We start from the raw sequence: 19,948 nt of genomic DNA on the forward strand, positions 1-19,948 counted from the left end.
GTTAAGCCCCGCCCGTCACGCGAATCAGCTCTTCAAGCGATGTCACGCCCGACGCGAGCCATCGTTCGCCGTCCTCACGCAGCGTGCGCATGCCTTGGGCGCGGCCGGCCTTCAGAATCTCGGCGTCGGCGGCATTGTGGTGAATCATCGTGCGAATCGCATCGTCGATGATGAGCAGCTCATAGATACCGCGCCGGCCCGAGTACCCCGAGCGGGCGCATTTGTCGCAGCCGACGGGATGCCAGTGCGTGTGCCCCTCCTCGACGCGCTCTTCCTTGCAGACGGGGCAAAGCCGGCGCACGAGCCGCTGCGCGAGCACGCCGAGCAGCGAGGAGGCAAGCAGGTAGGGCTCGACACCCATATCCGTGAGCCGGGTCACGGCGGACGCGGCGTCGTTCGTATGCAGCGTCGCGAGCACGAGGTGGCCCGTGAGCGACGCCTGCACTGCGATTTGCGCGGTTTCGAGATCGCGGATCTCGCCGATCATGATGATGTCCGGATCCTGGCGCAGGATCGAGCGAAGCGCGCGAGCGAACGTCATGCCGATACGCTCGTTGACCTGCGTCTGGCCGATACCGGGCAGGTCGTACTCGATCGGATCCTCGACAGTCATGATGTTGCTCGAGGCCGTTTCGAGCCGCGACAGCGAGGCATAAAGCGTCGTCGTCTTACCCGAACCCGTCGGGCCCGTGACGAGGACGATGCCGTGCGGCCGCGAAATCAGGCGATCGAAGCGCTCGAGCGTATCGGGCCCCATACCCAGCGCCTCGAGATTCAGGTGCTGGGCGTCTTTCTCGAGCAGGCGCAGCACCGCCCGCTCGCCGTGCCCGGTGGGGAGGGTCGACACGCGCACATCGACGGCGCGGCCACCGACGCGCAAGGTAATCCGTCCGTCTTGCGGTAGCCGTTTCTCCGCAATATCGAGCTGGGCCATGATCTTGATGCGCGAGATCAATGCGCCGTGCAGCGCCTTTTTCGGGCGCACGACATCGCGCAGCGTGCCGTCGACGCGAAATCGCACGACCGACGCATTCTCGAACGGCTCGATATGGATGTCCGACGCATGCTCGCGCGCGGCCTGCGTGAGCAGCGCGTTGATCATGCGGATGATCGGCGCGTCGTCTTCCGATTCGAGCAAGTCCTCGACTTCGGGAATGTCCTGCATGAGACGCGAGAGATCGACTTCGCCTTCGACTTCGCCGACGACTTGCGCGGCGCTGCCGTCATGACGCTCGTAGGCGCGGTTGATCGCCTGCGCGAGCTCGTCGGCGGGCAAGCGCACCGCGGTCAACGCGCCGAAATTACGCGCGACTTCCGAAAGCGCCGCTGCGTTCGTGCGGTCGCTGATCCAGACCTCGATGCCTTCGGGCCCTTGATGAGCGACGAGAATCTGGCCGTTGCGGGCAAAGCCGTACGGCAACAGGCGAGCGGCGAGCGGCGAGGGCGCCTCGCGCTCGGCCACCGGTTCCGACGTCGCCTGCGTGACCATCAGCTTCCTCCCTGCGAGACGCCCGGGTTCGACGGGCGAACGCCTTGCTGAGGCGGATTCGCCGTCGACGGATCCGCCGTGCCGGGGGCACCGCCGACAGACGGACTCGCATTGCCCGTGCCCGGCGCGGCGCCACCTTGCTGAGCGGCCCCGGGCGGAGCCGCCATTGCGCCGCTCGCCTGCGGCGTCATGCGCCGCAAGTCGAACAGGTTGCTCGAGGGCCGTGCGCCCTCGGCCGGGCCTGGCGGAACGGTGGGCAACTGCGGCACGTTCTTGTCGCGGATCAGGCGGTTGTCGGTTTGATAGCCGAGTTGCTGATCGCGCATGAGGTCATAGCGGTTTTCCGCGATGGCCGTGCTGTCTTCCAGATCGCGCACGATGACCGGGCGCAGGAAAATCATCAGATTGTCCTTTTGCCGGTTCTTGTTTTCGCTGCGGAACAACTGGCCGATCCACGGAATGTCGCCGAGCAGCGGCACCTTCGAGTTGCTCGCGCTGTAGTTGTCGCCGATCAGCCCGCCGAGCACGACGATCGATCCGTCGTCGGCAAGCACCGTCGACTGCACCGAGCGCTTGTTGATCGAAAAACCGCCGTTCGACGCGCTGTTGTTGATCGTCGCCTGATCGACCGACGATACCTCCGTGTACAGCTGCAGCTTCAATATGCCGCCGTCGGTGATCTGCGGTTTGATGTGCAGCACCGTGCCGACGTCTTGCCGGTCGAATGTATTGAAGGCATTGACGCCCGTCGCGGAGCTCGTATTCGTGGTGTACGACCCCGAGGGAATCGGCACGTTCTGGCCGACGATGATTCTCGCTTCCTCGTTGTCGAGCGTCATGAGGTTCGGCGACGACAGCACATTGGCGTCGCTCGACTGACTGAGGGCCTGCAGCAAGCCGCCCAGCCCGAAGATATTGCCGAAGCGATGCAGCAGGCCGATGTTCAGTCCGTTCGGCAAGATCGGCGTGCTGGATCCCGGATTCAGCGAGCTGATCGCGCTCGAGAGATTGCCCGATGACGCGGCGCCGCCCGCCAGCGCCGTCAGATTGACGATGTTGCTCGTGCTTCCGCCGAAGTTGGACCCCCCGTAGACACCGTTGTTGCCGCTGTTCGACAGCAGCGCGCCTTGCCATTGAATGCCGAGGTTGGCAGCGCTCGATGCTTGCAGCTCGACGATCAGCGCTTCGATATAAACCTGGGCACGGCGCGCATCGAGCTGGTCGATCACCGCCCGCAGGTTCCGGTACACCGGATCGGACGCCGTGATGATCAGCGAATTCGTGGCCGCATCGGCCTGGATCATGCCGCCGGGCGGATTGTTGTCCTCATTGCCGCCGCCTTGCCGATTGCTCGAAAAGCTGCGGTTACCGCCCAGGCCGCCCGAACCCGAGCCCGCGCCCGAGCCATAGTTGCCGCCCATCGAGCCCGAGCTCGACGAGCTGCCGAACGACGAGGGCAGTGGAGGCACACCGGGCGTTCCGGTAGAGGTCGCACTGCCGCCCCCACCACCCTCGTTGAACGAGCCCGCAGTGTTCGATTCGGCGCTCGACCCCGTCGTGCCCTCGGAGCCGCCTTTGCCCATCATGCCGCGCAACGTCTTGGCAAGCTGCACGGCGTTGGCGTTGCGCAGATGCACGACATGCATGTTGCCGGGCTGCGAGCTGGGCGCGTCGAGCTGCTGCGCGAGCTTTTTCGCGGCAGCGAGCCGCGCCTTGTTCGACGCGCGCAAGAGCAGCGAATTCGTGCGCGGATCGGGCGTGACCGAAACCTTCAGCGTTGCGTCGGTGCTGCCGATCGCGCCCGGGTCGAGCAGCTTGGAGAGCTGCTGGGCCACATCGACGGCGATCGCGTTCCTGAGCGGCACGACCTCGATTTGACGACCCGCGGCGTTGTCGACGCCCGCGATGATCGACCCGATGCGCCGCACGTTATCGGCATAATCGGTCACGACGAGCGTGTTGTTGGCGGGATAGGCGGCAATGGTGTTGTTCGGCGAAATGAGCGGCCGCAGGACGGGCAGCAGGTTGTTCGCCGATTCGTTGTGCAGCTCGAAGACCTGCGTGATGACCTGATCGCCGCGCGCCGGCGTGGAATTGCCGAAGTAGGTCGGCACGCCCTGCAGCTTCGCATCGGCCTCGGGCACGACCTTCAGTACGCCGTGGTCCTGCACGAGGGAGAACCCCTGCATGCGCAACGCCGATTCGAGCGTCTTGATCGCCTGCTCTTCGGGGACGGGGTGTTCCGAGACGAGATTCAACTGCCCTTTGACGCGCGGGTCGACGATGATGGTCTTTCCCGTCGCCGCGCCGATCGCCTTGGCCACCTGGTCGATGTCGGCGTTGACGAAGTTGAGCGTGACTTCCGCATGCGCGCCCTGCGCAACGACGAGACCGGCCATCAGCAACGCGGCTGCGATCCGGCGCAATGCCTTACGGTTTCTTATCATGGAATAGGAATCAATGCGAAATTGCTAGGTTGCGGCCCTCGGCACAAAGCCCCGCTCGCGCCCTCGGTCATGCCGCCGCCGAAGTTAAGGTCGAACATTAGCAGCTTTTCATGTCCCGACAATCACAAACCCCGAACTTGGGCAGCGATTCACCGGCTACGATTGCGGGACAAGCCTCGGCGCGCCATTCGTAAGGAAAATGTCGGCGTCGCTGCGCGCTAACCGATCGTTACCTTTTTGTCGGCGGGCAACTGTCTTATGTCTGCCGGCCTGCTGTGCGCATACGGCGCCAGCCGCTATGATACGAGCGGTATTTCGGATCGCACGCTCGCGCGGGCCCGGGGTTTTCCCTTGATCGGCGCGCGGACATGCCATTCGGGCAATTCGAACGACAATAGACTGGGAGGGTCGGTCCGGCGATGAAACGGGCAATCGTCATTCTGGTATTCAGCCTGGCCGGCTGGTCGGCAAGCAGTGCCGCGCGCGCCGATTGCTTCGACGAGGCCGCGCGCTATCAGAAGGTCAACCCGCTCGTGTTGCGCGCCATCGCGTGGCAGGAATCGCATAACCGGCCCGACGCGCTCCATAAGAACGACAACGGCTCGGTCGATTACGGCCTCATGCAGATCAATTCGGTTCACCTGCCCACGCTCTCGCAGTACGGTATCTCCACCGGCACGCTGATGGAGCCGTGCAAGAACGTCTATGTTGCCGCCTGGCATCTGCGCCAGAAGATGAACAAATACGGCAACAGCTGGCGAGCCATCGGCGCCTATCACTCCGAAACGCCCTCGCTGCGCGACCGGTACGCGCGGCAGATCGCCGATATCCTCACGCGCTGGAAGCTCATTTCCGCGTCGCGCTAAGCAGCGATAAGCGCGCCGCGCAGGGCGCGCGGCACCGGCCTTCGCGCGTTTGGTGCACAATGCTCGCTGCGCCGCCTCATTTCCGGGCGTCTTGCACTCTTTCGCCCACTCGATGTCCACCCTCATGAACCAGCCCACCTTGCCCGTCACCGTGTTGTCGGGCTTTCTCGGCGCGGGCAAGACCACGCTGCTCAACCACATTCTCGCCAATCGCGCCGGCTTGCGCGTGGCTGTTATCGTCAACGATCTCGCCTCGGTCAACGTCGACGCCTCGCTCGTGCGCGGTGCCGCCGCGCTCTCGCAGTCCGAGGAACGTCTGGTCGAACTGTCCAATGGCTGCATTTGCTGCACGCTGCGCGAGGACCTGCTCGCCGAAGTGCGCCGTCTTGCCGACGAGCACCGATTCGATGCGCTCGTCATCGAATCGACGGGCGTGGCGGAACCCATGCCGATCGCCGAGACATTCGCCTTCGCGGACGACGACGGGGCCACGCTCACCGATGTCGCGCGCCTCGACACAATGGTCACCGTCGTCGACGCACTCAACTTTTTGCGCGACTACGAATCGTCCGAGGCGCTCGCCGAGCGCGGACTTGCATCGAGCGAGGAGGACGACCGCACGCTCGTCGAATTGCTCGTCGAGCAAGTCGAGTTCGCCGACGTGCTCATCGTCAACAAGGCGGATCTCGTGGATGCCGATTCGCTCGCGCGCTTGCAAGGCATACTCGCCGGGCTCAATCCGCGCGCGCGGCAGATCGTCAGTACCTTCGGTGCCGTCCCGCTCGCCGAAGTCGTCGGTACGGGGCGTTTCGATTTCGACGAAGCGGCAAGCGCACCCGGCTGGCTCGCTTCGCTCAACGGCGATCATGAACACGATCATGTGCACGACGACGGTACGCATGAGCATGGGCATGGGCATGACCACGAACCGGACGGCGAAGCGCAAAAATATGGGATCGACAGCTTCGTTTACCGCGCTCGGCGGCCCTTCTCGCCCGAGCGGCTCTGGGCACTGCTGCACGACAGCGCGTCATGGCGCAATGTGCTGCGCAGCAAGGGCTTTTTCTGGCTCGCGACGCGTAACGATGTCGTAGGTTCGTTTTCGCAAGCGGGCAGTGCATGCCGCCACGGGCCGGCAGGCTTCTGGTGGGCTGCCCAGCCACGCGACGAGTGGCCCGACGATGACGAGCTCGCCGCGGAAATCGCGGCCGACTGGCACGGCGCACCGAACGATATGTCGATCGGCGACCGTCGCCAGGAACTGGTCTTGATCGGCGTCTCGCTCGATGCCGGTCATTGGCAGGCCAAGCTCGACGCCTGTCTCTTGACGGACGAAGAATATGCGCTCGGACCGCTTGGCTGGTCCGCACTTGCCGATCCATTCCCGGCCTGGGACCTCGACGCCGAGGACGAAGAGCACGGCGGCACAGGACAGATCGTTCGTTAGGAATCGCTCGTCAGCGACGAGGGACGAGGCCGACCGGCGCGACGCTTACGCACTCAATAAAAAAACCCGCCTGAGGGCGGGTCTCGAACAAACGTCGAGCTGCAAGCATCAGCGCTTGTTGACCGCATCCTTGAATGCCTTGCCAGCCGTGAACTTGACCGTCTTCGCGGCCGGAATCTTGATGGTCTCGCCCGTCTTCGGGTTACGGCCGGTGCGAGCAGCGCGCTTGCCCGAGCCGAAGCTGCCGAAGCCGATCAGCTGAACCGCGTCGCCCTTCGAGACTGCCTTCTTGATCACTTCGAGAAGCGTATCCAGCGTTTCGCCGGTCTGAGCCTTGCTAGCGCCCGTCTGAGCCGCGACGGCGTCGATCAGTTCCTGTTTGTTCATTAACGTTCCTCTTTATCAGATTGAAATGACACGGACAGCGCGAACACGCGCCGTTATACGTACGCAAGCTGTGCCGTCGAGTAGCTGTGGCGAAGCCAGCGCCCCCGGCTGCCGCGAACCCAGCGCGCGGCCGTCGTGCGGCGCTTGCTATGATAGCTCAGCGCAAACCCAATAACGGCAAGGGTTTCAAAGAATTTAACGCTTCTTAACCTTGTCGGTGCTGGGTTTCCCGCATTGTCGTACCCGAAAAGCCCGTCTGCCAAGGGCTTTCGGGGTATCGGCGAGCTGCGACGTTGGATTTTGCCAACGTTCGGGGAAAGCCCGGATGACGGGCGCCCGCAGCGGTTTCGCCGTCATTCGAACTTCGTGCCGCATGCCCGGATCGAGCCGGGCCGGCCGCAACCGCCTCATGTTCTCCCTGCCATGACTCATCCACTCGTGCCCGCCACCCTCGCTTTTCGCGGCGACGGCACACCGTACTCGCCGCGCTTCGACGACATTTATCACAGCGCGTCAGGCGCGCTCGCGCAGGCGCGGCACGTGTTCCTCGGCGGCAATGCATTGCCGCAACGCTGGCAAGGACAGCGCCTTTTCACGATCCTCGAGACGGGATTCGGCATCGGCGTCAATTTCCTCGCCACCTGGGCCGCATGGCGCGCCGATCCCGGGCGTTGCGAGCGGCTTGCGTTCGTGTCGGTCGAAAAGCATCCGTTTCCGGCCGCCGATTTGGGCGCTCTGCACGACAAGCTCGTTGCCGGCACAACCATCGCGCCGCTTGCCGCCGAGCTCGTGAAAGCGTGGCCGCCGCTCATCGGTGGCATCCATCGGCTTTCGTTCGAGGGCGGCCGCGTGACACTGACGATCGTGTTCGGCGATGCGCTCGAATGGCTGCCCAAGCTCTGGCTGCGCGCCGATGCCTTTTATCTCGACGGCTTCGCCCCGGCCAAGAATCCCGATATGTGGGCGCCATCCGTGTTCAAGTCGCTGGCGCATGTGGCCGGCACCTTCGCCACGCTCGCCACCTACACTTGCGCGGGAGATGTTCGGCGGGGGCTCGAAGCCGCCGGCTTCGCCTGCGAAAAAGCGGCTGGTTTCTCCGGCAAGCGCGACATGCTCGTCGGCCGCTTTGCTCCCCGCTGGCGTGTTCGCCGGCACGAACCGCCGCTGCCGTTTTCGGTGGCGCAACGTCACGCCGTCGTCATCGGTGCGGGCATGGCCGGCTGCGCGCTCGTGGAGCGATTGGCCGCGCGGGGGTGGCAGGTCACATTGCTCGACCGGAACACCCGAATGGCGAGCGAAGCGTCGGGCAATCCGGCGGGCGTATTTCATCCATTGCTCTCGCGCGATGAAAGCGTCGCTACACGCATCTCGCGCGCTGGCTTTCTCATGGCGTTGCAGAGTTGGCGCGCGCTCGAAGCGCGCGGTCACGATTTCGCACGTACCGATCGAGGCCTGCTGCATCTGCCGGCCGATGCGCACGAAGCGCGCTCGCTGGCCGATGCGATCGATGCCTATCGCTATCCCGATACGTTCGTTCGACACGTGTCGTCCATCGAAGCAACCGACCTTGCCGGTGTGACGCTCGGTCGCGACGGCTGGTTCTACCCCCGAGGCGGCTCGCTCGATCCCGCCTCGCTATGTGCCGCGCTGTGCGCCGAGGCCGGCACCGCGCTCGATTGGCGTGCCGGAGTTCGAGTCTCGCGCATCGAACGCGAAGGCTCCGCTTGGAGCGTGCTCGATGAAACCGGCCATGTCCTCGCCCGCGCCGAAGTCGTCGTGTTCGCCAATGCTCATGAAGCGGCGCGGATCGCCGGTCTGCGTCACAACCCAACGCGGATCGTGCGTGGACAACTGACGCGGCTACCTATCGGTACGGACCTGCGTGTGCCGTTGATCGGCGAGGGTTATGCCGTGCCGCTCGCCGACGGGTTGCTTGCGGGCGCAACCTACGGGATCGACGACGCCGACAGCACTTCGCGCGAACTCGATAACGCGGAAAACATCGCCCGACTCGCGCAACTCGTGCCGGCGTGGGCGGAGCAACTTGCGGCGCTCGATACGTCGGCTCTCGCCAGCCGTGTCGCATTCCGCTGCGTGACGAGCGACCGTCTGCCGATGATCGGGCCGCTCGCCGACGAAGCGCTGTGCGCGCAGCACGCCAGCGCATTGGCCGGTGCGTGGCCGCTCGATCTGCATCGCTCGCCGGGCCTTTACGGGGCATTTGCCTTCGGTTCGCGGGGACTCGTCTGGTCGACGCTCGCCGCCGAGCTCGTCGCCTCACAGCTGGAAGGCGAGCCATGGCCCATCGAACGCGAACTGGCCGAAGACCTGGATCCGGCCCGCTACTTTCTGCGGGCCTTGCGCCGGGGCAGTGTGCAGCCGTCATGAACCTGGAGAGGGAGCTTATCCACCGAGAGCTGTGGATAAGCCATCGAAGCCAACATGAAATGGCTGTGAACGGAGCGTGGACGTAAACGGGACAACTTGCCGATTCGCCGGAAGCGATGAAAGTTGTTCTCGGAAAGGGCTGCCGTCCGCACATGCTGCCCGTGCGGTTATGCGGTCGGCAACTGCTTGATTCGCCTCGGTAAACGGCCGTTATCCACAGAAATGGCCGGGCCTTGTTAACTGCTACTACTTGTATACATACGTAAACCTGTAAACTCTAGAGCCCCGCGTGCCGCTGCCGGAAACGACGAGCCGCAGCGGGGAATATCGACCGCAACCATCGGATGAATTTTCCTATTCGGTTCTCGTTGACGATCATTCCTACCGAATTGACCGCCGTTCGATGTGGATTCGTTCCAAATCGAGCAAGCTGTGGCACAATCCGCGTTTCTTCCAGCATGAGTTGCGCGTTGGCGAATCGAGGCACCACTCGCCAACGGAACGGCGCCAGCCGAATCGGAATCACAGACGAGAGCGGCAGCGTCCCGTCCTAATTGTCCCGCCGGGGAGCGAGCTCGCCGGCACATCGTCGTTGCGCGCGGCTCGAAGCCCAGCGCCCGCGACCCTCATCGAACCCGCCGGCGCGGTGCGCCGGTTCGGCAAATACACTGATCCGACATGCCGCTTCGTCCTCTCAGGCGGAGCGGACTGTCCGTAAAGGAGAAGCTATCTCATGAAATCGGCGTTTTCCTTCCTTCCGAGCTGGCCGTTCGCGACGAATGCGGTCTTCTGGGCAGGACTCGCCTTGCTCGTCGCAGGGCTGTGCGGCGAGCTCTGCTATCGCGCATGGCGCCTGCCGCGTATTTCGGGCTATGCGGTCATCGGACTCATCGCCGGTTCGGCCGGGGTCGGCGCCATCGATGCCGGCATGGGCGCGACATCGCGGCTTTTACTCGACGTCGCATTGGGCCTGCTGCTGTTCGAACTGGGCAGCCGTCTCGATCTTCGGTGGATTCGCCGTAACCCCTGGCTCATCGCCTCGAGCCTCGCCGAGGCGACGCTCACCTTCGCCCTCGTGCTGATCGTCTTGTTGTTCGCCAAGGTGGCGCCGCCGGTCGCAACGGTGCTGGCTGCCATTTCGATGTCGACTTCGCCCGCCATGGTGATTCAGCTCAAGACGGAGTTGCGCGCGGAAGGGCAGGTGACGCAGCGGCTTCTCACGTTGACGGCGCTCAACAGCATGTATGCGGTCGTCGTCGAAAAGCTCGTCTCGAGCTGGCTGCACCAGGAAGTGTACGGAAACGTTTTTGCCACGATCGTCCAGCCGGTCTATCTGCTCGTCGGCTCGCTCGTCGTCGCCTATCTGCTCGCGCGCGCCTGCATGTTCTTTTTCAAACGCATGAATATGCAAGACGAGCATTCGTTCGTTGCGCTGTTCGGCCTCGTACTGCTTGCGATCGCGATCGCGAATATTTTCAAGCTTTCGACGATCCTGAGCCTCCTGGCCGCCGGCATCATCGTCAAAAACCTCGAGCAAAAGCCGCAACTGTGGCCTCAGCATTTCGGCACGGCCGGATGGCTGCTGACGGTGATTCTCTTCGTGCTGACGCTGACGTCGTTCGAGTGGCACGATATCGCGCTCGGTGGCGTGGCGGCGCTCGGCCTCATCGTCGCGCGCTTCGTTGCGAAGCTCGTCGGCGTGCTGGCGTTCGCGAAACCGAGCGGCCTGGGGTGGAACCAGGGCATCGCGCTCGGCGTGTCGCTCGCGCCGATGTCGGCGCTTGCCTATCTGCTGGCCGACGACACTTATCAGCTCTATCCGCAGTTCGATCCGACGCTGCGTGCCATCGTCATGTGTTCGATCGCGGTGCTGCAGATCGTGGGACCATGGATCGTCTACCGCAGCCTGACGCTCGTCGGCGAGCGCCGCGAGTAAGCGCCGCTGCGCGCCGCATCTTTTGCTCGTATCTGCCCGCATAACAGGACACGCACATGGCACTCGAAACCTTTGTCAATTCCAAGCCTTTCACATTCGGCGTCGAGCTCGAGATCCAGGTCGTCAATACGCACGACTACGATCTGACCAAAGCGGCGTCGGACCTCATGCGCCTCGTCAAGGACTACAAAGGCCCGGGCAACATCACGCCCGAGATCACCGAAAGCATGATCGAGCTTTCGACCGGCATTTGCACCTCGCATGAAGAGGCGCTCGCGCAGTTGCGCTCGATCCGGGACACGCTCGTCGCGGCGGCCGATCATCTCAACGTCGGTCTTTGCGGGGGCGGCACGCACGCGTTCCAGCAGTGGAGCGAGCGGCAAATTTTCGATGCGCCGCGTTTTCAATATCTGTCCGAGCTCTACGGGTACCTCGCGAAGCAGTTCACGGTTTTCGGCCAACACGTGCATATCGGCTGCCCCGATCCCGACAGTGCGCTCTTTCTGTTGCACTCGATGTCGCGCTTCATCCCGCATTTCATCGCGCTTTCGGCTTCGTCGCCGTATGTGCAGGGTGTCGATACCGGCTTTCATTCGGCCCGCCTGAACTCGGTATTCGCATTCCCGCTGTCGGGGCGCGCGCCGTTCGTGCTGACCTGGGATGCCTTCGAAGAATACTTTTCGAAGATGGTCGCAACCGGCGTCGTCAACAGCATGAAGGATTTCTACTGGGACATTCGGCCCAAGCCCGGTTACGGCACCATCGAGGTGCGGGTGATGGACACGCCGCTATCGGTCGATCGGGCGGCGGCGATCGCCTGCTATATCCAGACGCTTGCGCGCCACTTGCTCACGGACAAACCGTTCATTCCGAAAGAGGACGACTACCTCGTTTATACGTTCAACCGTTTCGAGGCGTGCCGCTTCGGCCTGGGCGGTACTTGCATCAATCCGCAAACCGGCGAACGACGCACGATATTCGAAGATATCCTGCAAACGCTCGACGTCATTGCGCCGCATGGCCGAGCACTTCAATCGACGGCCGCGCTCAACGAAATTGCCGCAATCGCCCGCGGGCAAGTGAACGATGCCGCGTGGCTGCGCGACGTGGCGTCGAAAGAAAAGTCGCTGCACGAAGTTGTCCGCCAGCAATGCATCCAGTGGCGCAGTGCTTAGGTTTACCGTCTTGACTCGTATACAAACGTAGTAATAGTTAACAAGCGACGCTCATTTCTGTGGACAACCTTGATTTTGCGTGCGGTCTCAAAGGGATAGCGCTGCGATAACCAGGTGGACGAGCGGTGCGCAGTGCTTTTGGTCTGCTGATAACTTCGACGCAATTTTTTACGCGGCGAGGTTATCAAGAAAGACGCCACAATCGGCCAGCACGGTTATACAAACGTTATCCACAGCTTGGTTGCCAATACATGGCTGTGCGGTCGCCTTTACTCGCTTAAAATGGCGCGTCCGGTCGCGAAGTATCGAAGAGTAAAATCAGTTGGCCCCAAGAGAGGGGGCGGGTCGTCCCACGGAAGGTTGCGGCGTGTCGAGAGGCACTGCGCGCGCGTAACCGGATCGGCAGCGGCAATGCTGTCACTGGCGAAAGCGAACAATGACTATGAGTGAAGGTGTTTTTACAGAACGGGCGAGTGGGCGCGTGACCCACAGCCTGTTACGGTTGGGCACGGCAATGCGCAGCCAGGCGTGGGAATGGGCTGAAAGTGTGGGACTCACGCCGACGCAAGGCGAAATTCTCATGCTGCTCATGCAGCGCAAGGCGCCGCTGCGGCTTGGCGAGATCGCGCGCGAAACGGCGCTGACGGCTGCCACGACGAGCGATGCGGTGAGCACGCTGGAGGCGAAAGGGCTGATCGAAAAGCGCCGTGCGCTCGACGATGGCCGCGCATTGGCGGTTCGCTTGACGGCGCGGGGCCGAACGGCGGCCAAGCGTGCGCAGCAATGGCCTGAATTTCTGAATTCGGCGGTCGGCAAACTGGCCGATGACGAGCAAGCCGTGTTTTACCGTACGCTACTCAAGATGATTCGACATCTCGAGGTGCAAGGCGACATGCCCGCGCATCGGATGTGCATGACATGCTGCCACCTCGTCACGAGCAAGAACCCGAAGAAGACGCCGCATCGATGCACTGCTTTCGGGCAGGACATCGGCGACATCAATCTCCGCCTCGACTGCGAGCGCCACGAGCTGGCCGATTTGCCCACGCAGAAGAAGATCTGGAAGATCTTCGCGCAACAGACCTGACAGACTTCGCGCGGCGCGGCCGAGCCCGGCGATCATGGCCCGCGGCGGTCCGTTTCCCGTTTTATTGCGGACAACGTTGAACGAAGATGTCGTCAACGTGTACGATTTCGCTTTGTGACGTGTGTCACGTCATGTGTCGACGCGGCGCCTATTGGCGCCGCGTTTCATATCGATCGCTGTTCTGGTCCCGCCAGCGGTCCGTGATCGAAAATGCTCGCATAGGCGGCGACGCTCCCGCGCCGCGATGGCGACATGGAAGCTATTCAGAGGATTCGTCGATGAGTTCACGCAAGTTGGTCGTGCGCCGCTCGGGGGTGCATGGCAAGGGGGTTTTTGCCGCTCAACCGCTCAGGGCTGGCGAGCGCCTGCTCGAATACAAAGGGCAACGGATCTCATGGAAAGAGGCGGTGCGCCGGCATCCGCACGATCCGGACGAACCGAATCACACGTTCTATTTCGCACTCGAAGATGGGCGTGTGATCGACGGTAACGTGGACGGGAACAGCGCACGATGGATCAATCACTCGTGCTTGCCCAACTGCGAGGCCGAGGAAATCGAAGGGCGCGTGTTCATTCAGGCGCTGCGCGACATCTCCGCCGATGAGGAGCTGTTCTACGATTACGGGCTTGTCATCGACGAGCGCCAGACCAAGAAGCTCAAGAAGGAATACGCGTGCCATTGCGGGGCACGCAAGTGTCGGGGCACGATGCTCGCGCCGAAGCGAAACGGCAAGGCTTGATCAGAGCCGGTAAGAGCTGGTGCGTTCCTCGCGAACGGGACCGGATTCGCGGCTCGGCTCGCGATCGTCATGGTTCGGCGCAAGCGGAATGCGCACCACGAAACGCGCGCCGCCGTCCGGGGCATCGGCGTAATGAACGCTGCCAGCGTGCAGATCCATGATGTCGCGCACGATAGCGAGCCCGAGACCCGCGCCGCCGTCAGCGGCATCGTCGGCGTTATCCTGCCGGTCACCGCGGAAAAAGCGCTTGAACAGATCGGTTTGTAGTGCCACGGGTACGCCCCTGCCGTTGTCTTCGACCGCAATCTCGGCAATGGGCGTATGGGCGGCCGTGACGGTGCGCGTAACGGTGACGGTGACCCTTGCCCCATCGAGGCGGGTGCTCGGCACGTACTTGAGCGCATTGTCGAGTAGATTGGCGATCACTTCGCGCAACAGCACGGGATTGCCCTTTACGACGAGCGAAGAATCGTTCGTCGGATCGTCGAGACGCTGAAAGCCAAGGTCGACGCGCGCCGCGAGCGCGCGAGGCACCCACTCCGCCCCCGTTTCGAATGCGAGCGCCGCGATATCGACATCGACGAAACGCGCGGCCTGCGCCCCCGGTTCTGCGCGTGCGAGCGACAGCAATTGATTCGAGAGCCGCACGGCGCGATCCGCCGCCACGCGCAATTCACGCACGGATGCGAGCGACTGCGCGAGATCGCGGGCTTTCACGGCTTGTTCCGCATGCAGCTTGACGGCCGTCAGCGGTGTGCGCAACTGATGCGCGGCGTCCGCGATGAATTTGCGTTGGGCGTCGAGTGCGGTCTTCAGGCGATCGAGCAGGGCGTTCAATGCGCTCGTCAACGGGCGGATTTCGAGCGGCACATGCGTTTCGTCGACGGGCTCGAGCGACATGTGCGTCTGGCGGTTCAGCGAATCGGCAAGCGTCGTGAGCGGGCCCAATTGCTGATTGACGACGCGCCAGACGATGCCCCAGCCGGCGAGCAGCAGCAGCAGGAGCGGCATCATGATCGCGACCAGGAATTCCGCCGCGATGCGATAGCGATGACGCAGCGGTTGCGCGACCTCGACGACGATCGGCTTTTTGCCGCCATCCTGCGGGACGCGAACCTGGGCGACGCGCACCAGCATGTCACGATGGTGCGTTTCGAAAATCGACGCGTAACGTGTCTCGCGCACGCTCGAGCCTATGAGCGGAAGATCGGGATCGCCGGCGAGATCACGTTCGCCGTCGTTGATGCGATAGATCAGATGCTGCGGGGGATCGGAGAACATCGCGCGCGCGAGCGGCGGAACAACGATGCGCGCGTTGGGGCCGGCGATCTGGACTTGCTTGGAGATGGCGGTAGCCAGGTCGGCGAGCGACCGATCGATGACGTGCTGCGTGTATTGCCACGCGAGCCAATACGCGATGAGGCCGCTCATCAGGGCGAGCAGAGACAGCGGCGCCGCCAGCCGCCGCAAGAGAGAACGACGCAAACTTGTCGCGGCGGCGTGAGGCATGTTCGACCGGCCAGGGCCCTACATTCAGGACGCCTGACGAATCTCCTGCAACAAGTAGCCGAAGCCGCGCACCGTCACGATTTCGACGCGACAGTTTTCGAGCTTCTTGCGCACCCGGTGCACGTAGACCTCGATGGCCGTATCCCCGAGGTCTCCGCCGAAGTGAGTCAGATGGTCCTGCAACTGCGCCTTGCTGACGACCCGGCCATGGCGCAACAGCAGCATTTCGAGCACGGCGAATTCGCGCGGCGAAAGCTCGAGCGCCTTGTCTTCGTTGAAGATGCGGCGATCGACACCCGACAGGCGCACGCCGCCCAGCGAAACCTCCGGGCGCGGTACGTCGTTGGCGGGGCCGCTGCGGCGCATGACAGCACGGATGCGCGCTTCGAGCTCGGCGGGCTCGAACGGCTTGAGCATGTAATCGTCGGCGCCGGCATTGAGGCCTTGCACGCGGTCGCTCAGGTCGTCTCGTGCCGTCAGCACGATCACGGGCGTGTGTCGGTTGCCCTGCCGGAACCGCGAGAGCAGCGTCATGCCGTCGATACCGGGCAGGCCGAGATCGAGGATGATCAGTTCGTGGCGGTTTTGCGTGAGAGCCTGTTCGGCGAAGATCCCGTCGTGAACCATGTCGACGGTGAATCCGGCTTGTTCGAGGCTGCTTTGGATGCCGCGTGCGATCGGGCGGTCATCTTCGATCAGGAGGAGTCGCATGGAAGTCGCTCAAGTACAATGGGTTACGCATTCAACGCGCGCTGGGGTCAACGTGCCGGCACGCGGTTCGCTGAAGCCTCGTCGCCACAGTCGAGCGCGAGCCGCTTGCCACGCCGGGTCCGCCCGGGCACCCATGCAGCCGTCACCTCAACCATGTCCGATATTACGATCAACGAACTCGAAGCGGCGATCAACTTCTGGCGCGCCCGCTCGCCATCGAGCGGCGACGAACTCAGCCTGTGCAAGGAGGCCAGTGCGCTCTCCAAGCCGTATGCGTTGCTGATTGTACAGCGTCGGGGGCATATGCCGGTGGAAGCGCTGGAGGCGCCTGCCCGCGCGGCCTGGGACGGGTATCGCCAGGCCATGGACGGCGAGGCGGGGCGGAGCGACGGTTGATGGCCGGGGGATGGCGGGGGATGGCCCCCTGCGCCGATTTCTCAGTTGCGCTGCAACGTACGCGCTACGTCGTCGATAAAGCGTGCGAGCACGAGATCGCGCTCGGTCACGCCTTGCGCTTCGTGCGTGGATAGCGTGATGTCCACAGTCTGATAGACGTTGAACCACTCGGGATGGTGGTTCATTTCCTGGGCCTTGATGGCCACGCGGGTCATGAACCCGAACGCTTCGTTGAAATCGGCGAATTTGAACTGGCGGTGAATGGCGTCGCGGCCGTTGACGGGCAGCCAACCTTGCAGCTCGGTCATCTGCCGGGCACGTTCCTCGGAAGTCAGCTTATGAATCATGGGAATTTCCTCTCAGTGGGGCGGCCCGGCGGCGCTCAGCCTCGCCGCGACGGTCGCCAGCCCAACAGGCATTTTTTCACAGATCCCGCAGTGATGTACCCCGTGCGGCTTTTCGTCGGACATGCGCCGGAAAGCCGGCTAAATCGCGCGCGATCGGCGCAATTGGGTGGCGTGTCTGGCAGCGCCGTGCCGGCTCGATCGCTCAAGTGGCCCATTGCGCTTCCGCGAGCTTGAACGCGGCGGCGATAGGCGGCTCGTCCATGCGTGCCGCGAGCGCGATCAACGTGAGTTCGGTCGGCACCGTGATGCCTTCGACTATCGTAAGCCCATGTGCGTGCGCTTCGGCAAGCGCGATCGAGTCGCGCGCGAGCGTCAGCCCGACGCCCGATTTCACGAGATCGAGCATCGAGGTTTCCTGATCGACCTCGGCAACTTTGATGGGGCTCGCCCCGGCTTCGGCGAAGCGGCGCGACAACAACCGCTGATGCGCCGATGCGGCCGGCGTCCAGATCCACGGCAGCGCGGCCAGCGCGCGCCAATCGCTTGCCCGGCTCACACGGTCCTTCCAGCCGGCCGGCGCCAGTACGCGGTATTGAAAACGCGTGAGTGTGGCCGTGTGGAAGAGTCCTTCGGGCATGCCGTCTTCGACGGGTTGGCCGATGTAGTAGCCGACATCGAGCTCGCGGGCGCGGATCTCCTGCGCCACCCAGCCCGACATCCCATGACGTAGCGCGGTTTCGATCTGAGGATAGGTTTCCACGAGCTGCTTGAGAAACCCGCCCAGGCGCAGGAAATGGGGATCGAGAATCGTACCGATACGCAGCTTGCCGCGCACTTCCTGGCGCAGCGCGGCCGCCGCCCGCTCCACATCGCCGGCCGCGGCGAGCGCGCGTTCCGCGTGGGGCAGCAGCACTTGTCCGTCGCGCGTCAGAACGAGCCCATGCGCCGTGCGTGAAAACAGCGCCACGCCGAGCGCTTCCTGCAAATTCTTCAGTTGAAGACTGACGGCCGGCTGGGTGAGGTGCAACTGCGTGGCCGCCCGCGTCAGATTGCCGACGCGGGCGACGGTGACGAACGCACGCAGCAATGTCAGGTCCATGCCGCGATATTAGCGCGGCTTATATCGCAATTGAACAGAACTCATTGGATTTCCCTGATCGCGGGCGCGTACGCTTGCGAGCGACGAGCAACCGCGGGGAGTGCGCCATGGACAAAGAGACGATTTCAGCCGGCGAATTCGACTATGTGATCGTCGGCGCGGGCACCGCGGGGTGCGTTCTTGCCGCGCGGCTCAGCGAGGACAGCAGCGCAAGCGTGCTGCTGATCGAGGCGGGCGGCAAGGACGATTATCACTGGATTCATGTTCCAGTCGGCTACCTCTACTGCATCGGCAACCCGCGCACCGACTGGCTCTATCGCACCTGCGCCGAACCGGGCCTGAACGGGCGCGCGTTGTCGTATCCGCGCGGACGTGTGCTCGGCGGCTCGTCTTCGATCAACGGCATGATCTATATGCGCGGTCAGCGCGAGGATTATGACGAATGGGCCCGCATCACAGGCGATGCTTCGTGGTCGTGGGATGCGGTTCTGCCGGTCTTCAAGCGCAGCGAAGATCACCACGCCGGCGGCGATACATGGCACGGTGCGGGCGGTCCCTGGCGCGTCGAGCGGCAACGCCTGAAATGGAAAGTGCTCGAGGCGTTTCACGAGGCCGCTCAGCAGGCGGGCATTCCCGCCACCGACGATTTCAATCGCGGCGACAACACCGGCGTCGGCTATTTTGAAGTCAATCAAAAGCGCGGCGTGCGCTGGAATGCATCCAAGGCGTTTCTGCGGCCGGCGCTTGCTCGGCACAATCTCACGGTCGTGACCGATGCGCACGTGAATCGGCTCGTGTTCGAGGGCAGGCGGTGTGTGGGTGTGGCCTATCGGCGCGGCAGCCCCGGCGTCGGCGACGGGGGAATGCGCGAGTTCGTCGCGCGTGCGCGCGGCGAGGTCGTCGTCGCAGCCGGTGCCGTCAATTCGCCGCAGCTGCTCGAGCTGTCGGGCATCGGCAACGGCGCGCGTCTTCAGCGGCTCGGTATCGGTGTCGTGCAGGATCTGCGGGGCGTCGGCGAGAACTTGCAGGATCACTTGCAGTTGCGCATGGCCTACCGCGTGCACGGCGTACGCACGCTCAATACGCTGTCGGCTCACTGGTGGGGCAAGCTGTGGATCGCCGCGCAATATGCGTTCTCGCGCAGCGGCCCCATGTCGATGTCGCCTTCGCAGCTTGGCGCGTTCGCCAAGTCGTGCCCCGACGATTTGTCGATCACGCGTCCCGATATCGAATATCACGTGCAGCCGCTCTCGCTCGACCGCTTCGGCGAGCCGCTGCATCGCTTCAATGCGTTTACCGCATCGGCTTGCCATCTTCGGCCGACTTCGCGCGGCAGTATCCACCTTCAATCTCCCGATGCGAGCACGCCGCCGCTCATTGCACCCAACTATCTGTCGACCGACTACGATCGCCATGTGGCCGCCAATGCACTGCGGCTCACGCGGCGCATCGTGGCTTCGCCGGCACTCGCCCGCTACATGCCGCAGGAGATCATCCCGGGCATCGAGTTCCAGACCGAGGACGAGCTCGTCAAGGCAGCCGGTGCGGTAGGCACGACGATCTTTCATCCGGTCGGGACCTGCCGCATGGGCGTTGCCGACGATCCCGCCGCTGTGGTCGATTCCCGCTTGCGCGTGATCGGGGTGGCGGGGCTGCGCGTTGTCGATGCGTCGGTAATGCCGACAATCACATCGGGCAACACGAATTCGCCGACGTTGATGATCGCGGAGCGTGCGAGCGAGATGATTCGCGCCGACCGGCGAGCGGATCCGGGTGTATCCACGATCAATGCCGATCGACAGGTTGTGCCCGGCGCAGTGGACGTATCGGCTGGGCAATCAGTCGGGCGTCTCACCGACGCGAAGGCATAGTCCGTAGCCGGTGCACGGCGAGCGTCGATGAAAAGCTTTTCGGTGCAGTGGTG

The 19,948-nt window shown here is 63.5% G+C and carries 16 protein-coding genes; 9 read left to right on the plus strand and 7 right to left on the minus strand.

From position 1 onward, the window contains the following. Position 1 precedes the first annotated feature (1 nt). A complete protein-coding gene (gspE, locus tag ACO1XS_RS17145) occupies positions 2–1,489 on the minus strand; it encodes a type II secretion system ATPase GspE (RefSeq protein WP_331573605.1) in 1,488 nt (495 codons plus the stop codon). Next, on the minus strand, positions 1,489–3,936 hold the full coding sequence (gene gspD / locus ACO1XS_RS17150; RefSeq protein WP_486391230.1) for a type II secretion system secretin GspD: 2,448 nt from the start codon (positions 3,934–3,936) through the stop codon (positions 1,489–1,491). Before gspD ends, gspE begins: the two co-directional genes overlap by 1 nt. A 419-nt stretch (positions 3,937–4,355) precedes the next feature. Between gspD and ACO1XS_RS17155 the strand changes: the two genes are divergently transcribed. Both ACO1XS_RS17155 and ACO1XS_RS17160 read left to right on the plus strand, forming a co-directional pair. Next, the gene (locus ACO1XS_RS17155; protein ID WP_331573602.1) at positions 4,356–4,802 is read left to right on the plus strand and encodes a lytic transglycosylase domain-containing protein; all 447 of its coding nucleotides are present in this window, start codon (positions 4,356–4,358) and stop codon (positions 4,800–4,802) included. Positions 4,803–4,926: 124 nt separating this feature from the next. Next, entirely contained in the window at positions 4,927–6,249 is a 1,323-nt protein-coding gene (locus ACO1XS_RS17160; RefSeq protein WP_331573600.1) for a GTP-binding protein, read from the plus strand. 108 nt (positions 6,250–6,357) lie between these two features. Here ACO1XS_RS17160 and ACO1XS_RS17165 read toward each other — a convergent pair whose 3' ends face one another. Next, positions 6,358–6,636, minus strand: a complete 279-nt coding sequence (locus tag ACO1XS_RS17165) for an HU family DNA-binding protein (protein ID WP_006401505.1) — start codon at positions 6,634–6,636, stop codon at positions 6,358–6,360. Positions 6,637–7,059: 423 nt separating this feature from the next. Between ACO1XS_RS17165 and mnmC the strand changes: the two genes are divergently transcribed. The 5 genes from mnmC (at position 7,060) to ACO1XS_RS17190 (ending at position 13,962) form a co-directional block, all read left to right on the plus strand. Next, positions 7,060–9,024: a bifunctional tRNA (5-methylaminomethyl-2-thiouridine)(34)-methyltransferase MnmC2/FAD-dependent 5-carboxymethylaminomethyl-2-thiouridine(34) oxidoreductase MnmC1 gene (gene mnmC / locus ACO1XS_RS17170; protein ID WP_486391231.1), complete on the plus strand. Its 1,965-nt coding sequence runs from the start codon at positions 7,060–7,062 to the stop codon at positions 9,022–9,024. A 733-nt stretch (positions 9,025–9,757) separates the two neighbouring features. After that, the gene (locus ACO1XS_RS17175) at positions 9,758–10,960 is read left to right on the plus strand and encodes a cation:proton antiporter (protein WP_331573598.1); all 1,203 of its coding nucleotides are present in this window, start codon (positions 9,758–9,760) and stop codon (positions 10,958–10,960) included. A gap of 56 nt (positions 10,961–11,016) precedes the next feature. Continuing rightward, the gene (locus ACO1XS_RS17180) at positions 11,017–12,135 is read left to right on the plus strand and encodes a YbdK family carboxylate-amine ligase (RefSeq protein ID WP_331573596.1); all 1,119 of its coding nucleotides are present in this window, start codon (positions 11,017–11,019) and stop codon (positions 12,133–12,135) included. A gap of 442 nt (positions 12,136–12,577) precedes the next feature. Then, the gene (locus ACO1XS_RS17185) at positions 12,578–13,222 is read left to right on the plus strand and encodes a MarR family winged helix-turn-helix transcriptional regulator (protein WP_331573594.1); all 645 of its coding nucleotides are present in this window, start codon (positions 12,578–12,580) and stop codon (positions 13,220–13,222) included. 278 nt (positions 13,223–13,500) lie between these two features. Continuing rightward, positions 13,501–13,962 (plus strand): SET domain-containing protein, encoded by a 462-nt coding sequence (locus tag ACO1XS_RS17190; protein WP_331573592.1) that lies wholly within the window; start codon positions 13,501–13,503, stop codon positions 13,960–13,962. On the opposite strand, the gene ACO1XS_RS17195 is transcribed toward ACO1XS_RS17190, so the two are convergent. Then, a complete protein-coding gene (locus tag ACO1XS_RS17195; RefSeq protein WP_486391232.1) occupies positions 13,963–15,471 on the minus strand; it encodes a sensor histidine kinase in 1,509 nt (502 codons plus the stop codon). A 24-nt stretch (positions 15,472–15,495) separates the two neighbouring features. Continuing rightward, positions 15,496–16,182 (minus strand): response regulator transcription factor, encoded by a 687-nt coding sequence (locus tag ACO1XS_RS17200; protein ID WP_173257806.1) that lies wholly within the window; start codon positions 16,180–16,182, stop codon positions 15,496–15,498. Between the two features lie 153 nt (positions 16,183–16,335). Between ACO1XS_RS17200 and ACO1XS_RS17205 the strand changes: the two genes are divergently transcribed. Continuing rightward, on the plus strand, positions 16,336–16,578 hold the full coding sequence (locus ACO1XS_RS17205; protein ID WP_331573644.1) for a DUF3717 domain-containing protein: 243 nt from the start codon (positions 16,336–16,338) through the stop codon (positions 16,576–16,578). A gap of 41 nt (positions 16,579–16,619) precedes the next feature. On the opposite strand, the gene ACO1XS_RS17210 is transcribed toward ACO1XS_RS17205, so the two are convergent. After that, positions 16,620–16,925: a 4a-hydroxytetrahydrobiopterin dehydratase gene (locus ACO1XS_RS17210; RefSeq protein WP_331573588.1), complete on the minus strand. Its 306-nt coding sequence runs from the start codon at positions 16,923–16,925 to the stop codon at positions 16,620–16,622. A gap of 202 nt (positions 16,926–17,127) precedes the next feature. Then, on the minus strand, positions 17,128–18,024 hold the full coding sequence (locus ACO1XS_RS17215; RefSeq protein ID WP_331573586.1) for a LysR family transcriptional regulator: 897 nt from the start codon (positions 18,022–18,024) through the stop codon (positions 17,128–17,130). Between the two features lie 107 nt (positions 18,025–18,131). Between ACO1XS_RS17215 and ACO1XS_RS17220 the strand changes: the two genes are divergently transcribed. Further along, on the plus strand, positions 18,132–19,895 hold the full coding sequence (locus tag ACO1XS_RS17220; protein WP_486391233.1) for a GMC family oxidoreductase: 1,764 nt from the start codon (positions 18,132–18,134) through the stop codon (positions 19,893–19,895). Positions 19,896–19,948 lie beyond the last annotated feature (53 nt).

The organism is Trinickia sp., from assembly GCF_057351765.1.

Bases quoted from the DNA above. Each gene is read 5' to 3' on its own strand.
- gspE (WP_331573605.1), bottom strand. From the start codon at position 1,489: ATGGTCACGCAGGCGACGTCGGAACCGGTGGCCGAGCGCGAGGCGCCC.
- gspD (WP_486391230.1), bottom strand. From the start codon at position 3,936: ATGATAAGAAACCGTAAGGCATTGCGCCGGATCGCAGCCGCGTTGCTG.
- ACO1XS_RS17155 (WP_331573602.1), top strand. From the start codon at position 4,356: ATGAAACGGGCAATCGTCATTCTGGTATTCAGCCTGGCCGGCTGGTCG.
- ACO1XS_RS17160 (WP_331573600.1), top strand. From the start codon at position 4,927: ATGAACCAGCCCACCTTGCCCGTCACCGTGTTGTCGGGCTTTCTCGGC.
- ACO1XS_RS17165 (WP_006401505.1), bottom strand. From the start codon at position 6,636: ATGAACAAACAGGAACTGATCGACGCCGTCGCGGCTCAGACGGGCGCT.
- mnmC (WP_486391231.1), top strand. From the start codon at position 7,060: ATGACTCATCCACTCGTGCCCGCCACCCTCGCTTTTCGCGGCGACGGC.
- ACO1XS_RS17175 (WP_331573598.1), top strand. From the start codon at position 9,758: ATGAAATCGGCGTTTTCCTTCCTTCCGAGCTGGCCGTTCGCGACGAAT.
- ACO1XS_RS17180 (WP_331573596.1), top strand. From the start codon at position 11,017: ATGGCACTCGAAACCTTTGTCAATTCCAAGCCTTTCACATTCGGCGTC.
- ACO1XS_RS17185 (WP_331573594.1), top strand. From the start codon at position 12,578: ATGAGTGAAGGTGTTTTTACAGAACGGGCGAGTGGGCGCGTGACCCAC.
- ACO1XS_RS17190 (WP_331573592.1), top strand. From the start codon at position 13,501: ATGAGTTCACGCAAGTTGGTCGTGCGCCGCTCGGGGGTGCATGGCAAG.
- ACO1XS_RS17195 (WP_486391232.1), bottom strand. From the start codon at position 15,471: ATGCCTCACGCCGCCGCGACAAGTTTGCGTCGTTCTCTCTTGCGGCGG.
- ACO1XS_RS17200 (WP_173257806.1), bottom strand. From the start codon at position 16,182: ATGCGACTCCTCCTGATCGAAGATGACCGCCCGATCGCACGCGGCATC.
- ACO1XS_RS17205 (WP_331573644.1), top strand. From the start codon at position 16,336: ATGTCCGATATTACGATCAACGAACTCGAAGCGGCGATCAACTTCTGG.
- ACO1XS_RS17210 (WP_331573588.1), bottom strand. From the start codon at position 16,925: ATGATTCATAAGCTGACTTCCGAGGAACGTGCCCGGCAGATGACCGAG.
- ACO1XS_RS17215 (WP_331573586.1), bottom strand. From the start codon at position 18,024: ATGGACCTGACATTGCTGCGTGCGTTCGTCACCGTCGCCCGCGTCGGC.
- ACO1XS_RS17220 (WP_486391233.1), top strand. From the start codon at position 18,132: ATGGACAAAGAGACGATTTCAGCCGGCGAATTCGACTATGTGATCGTC.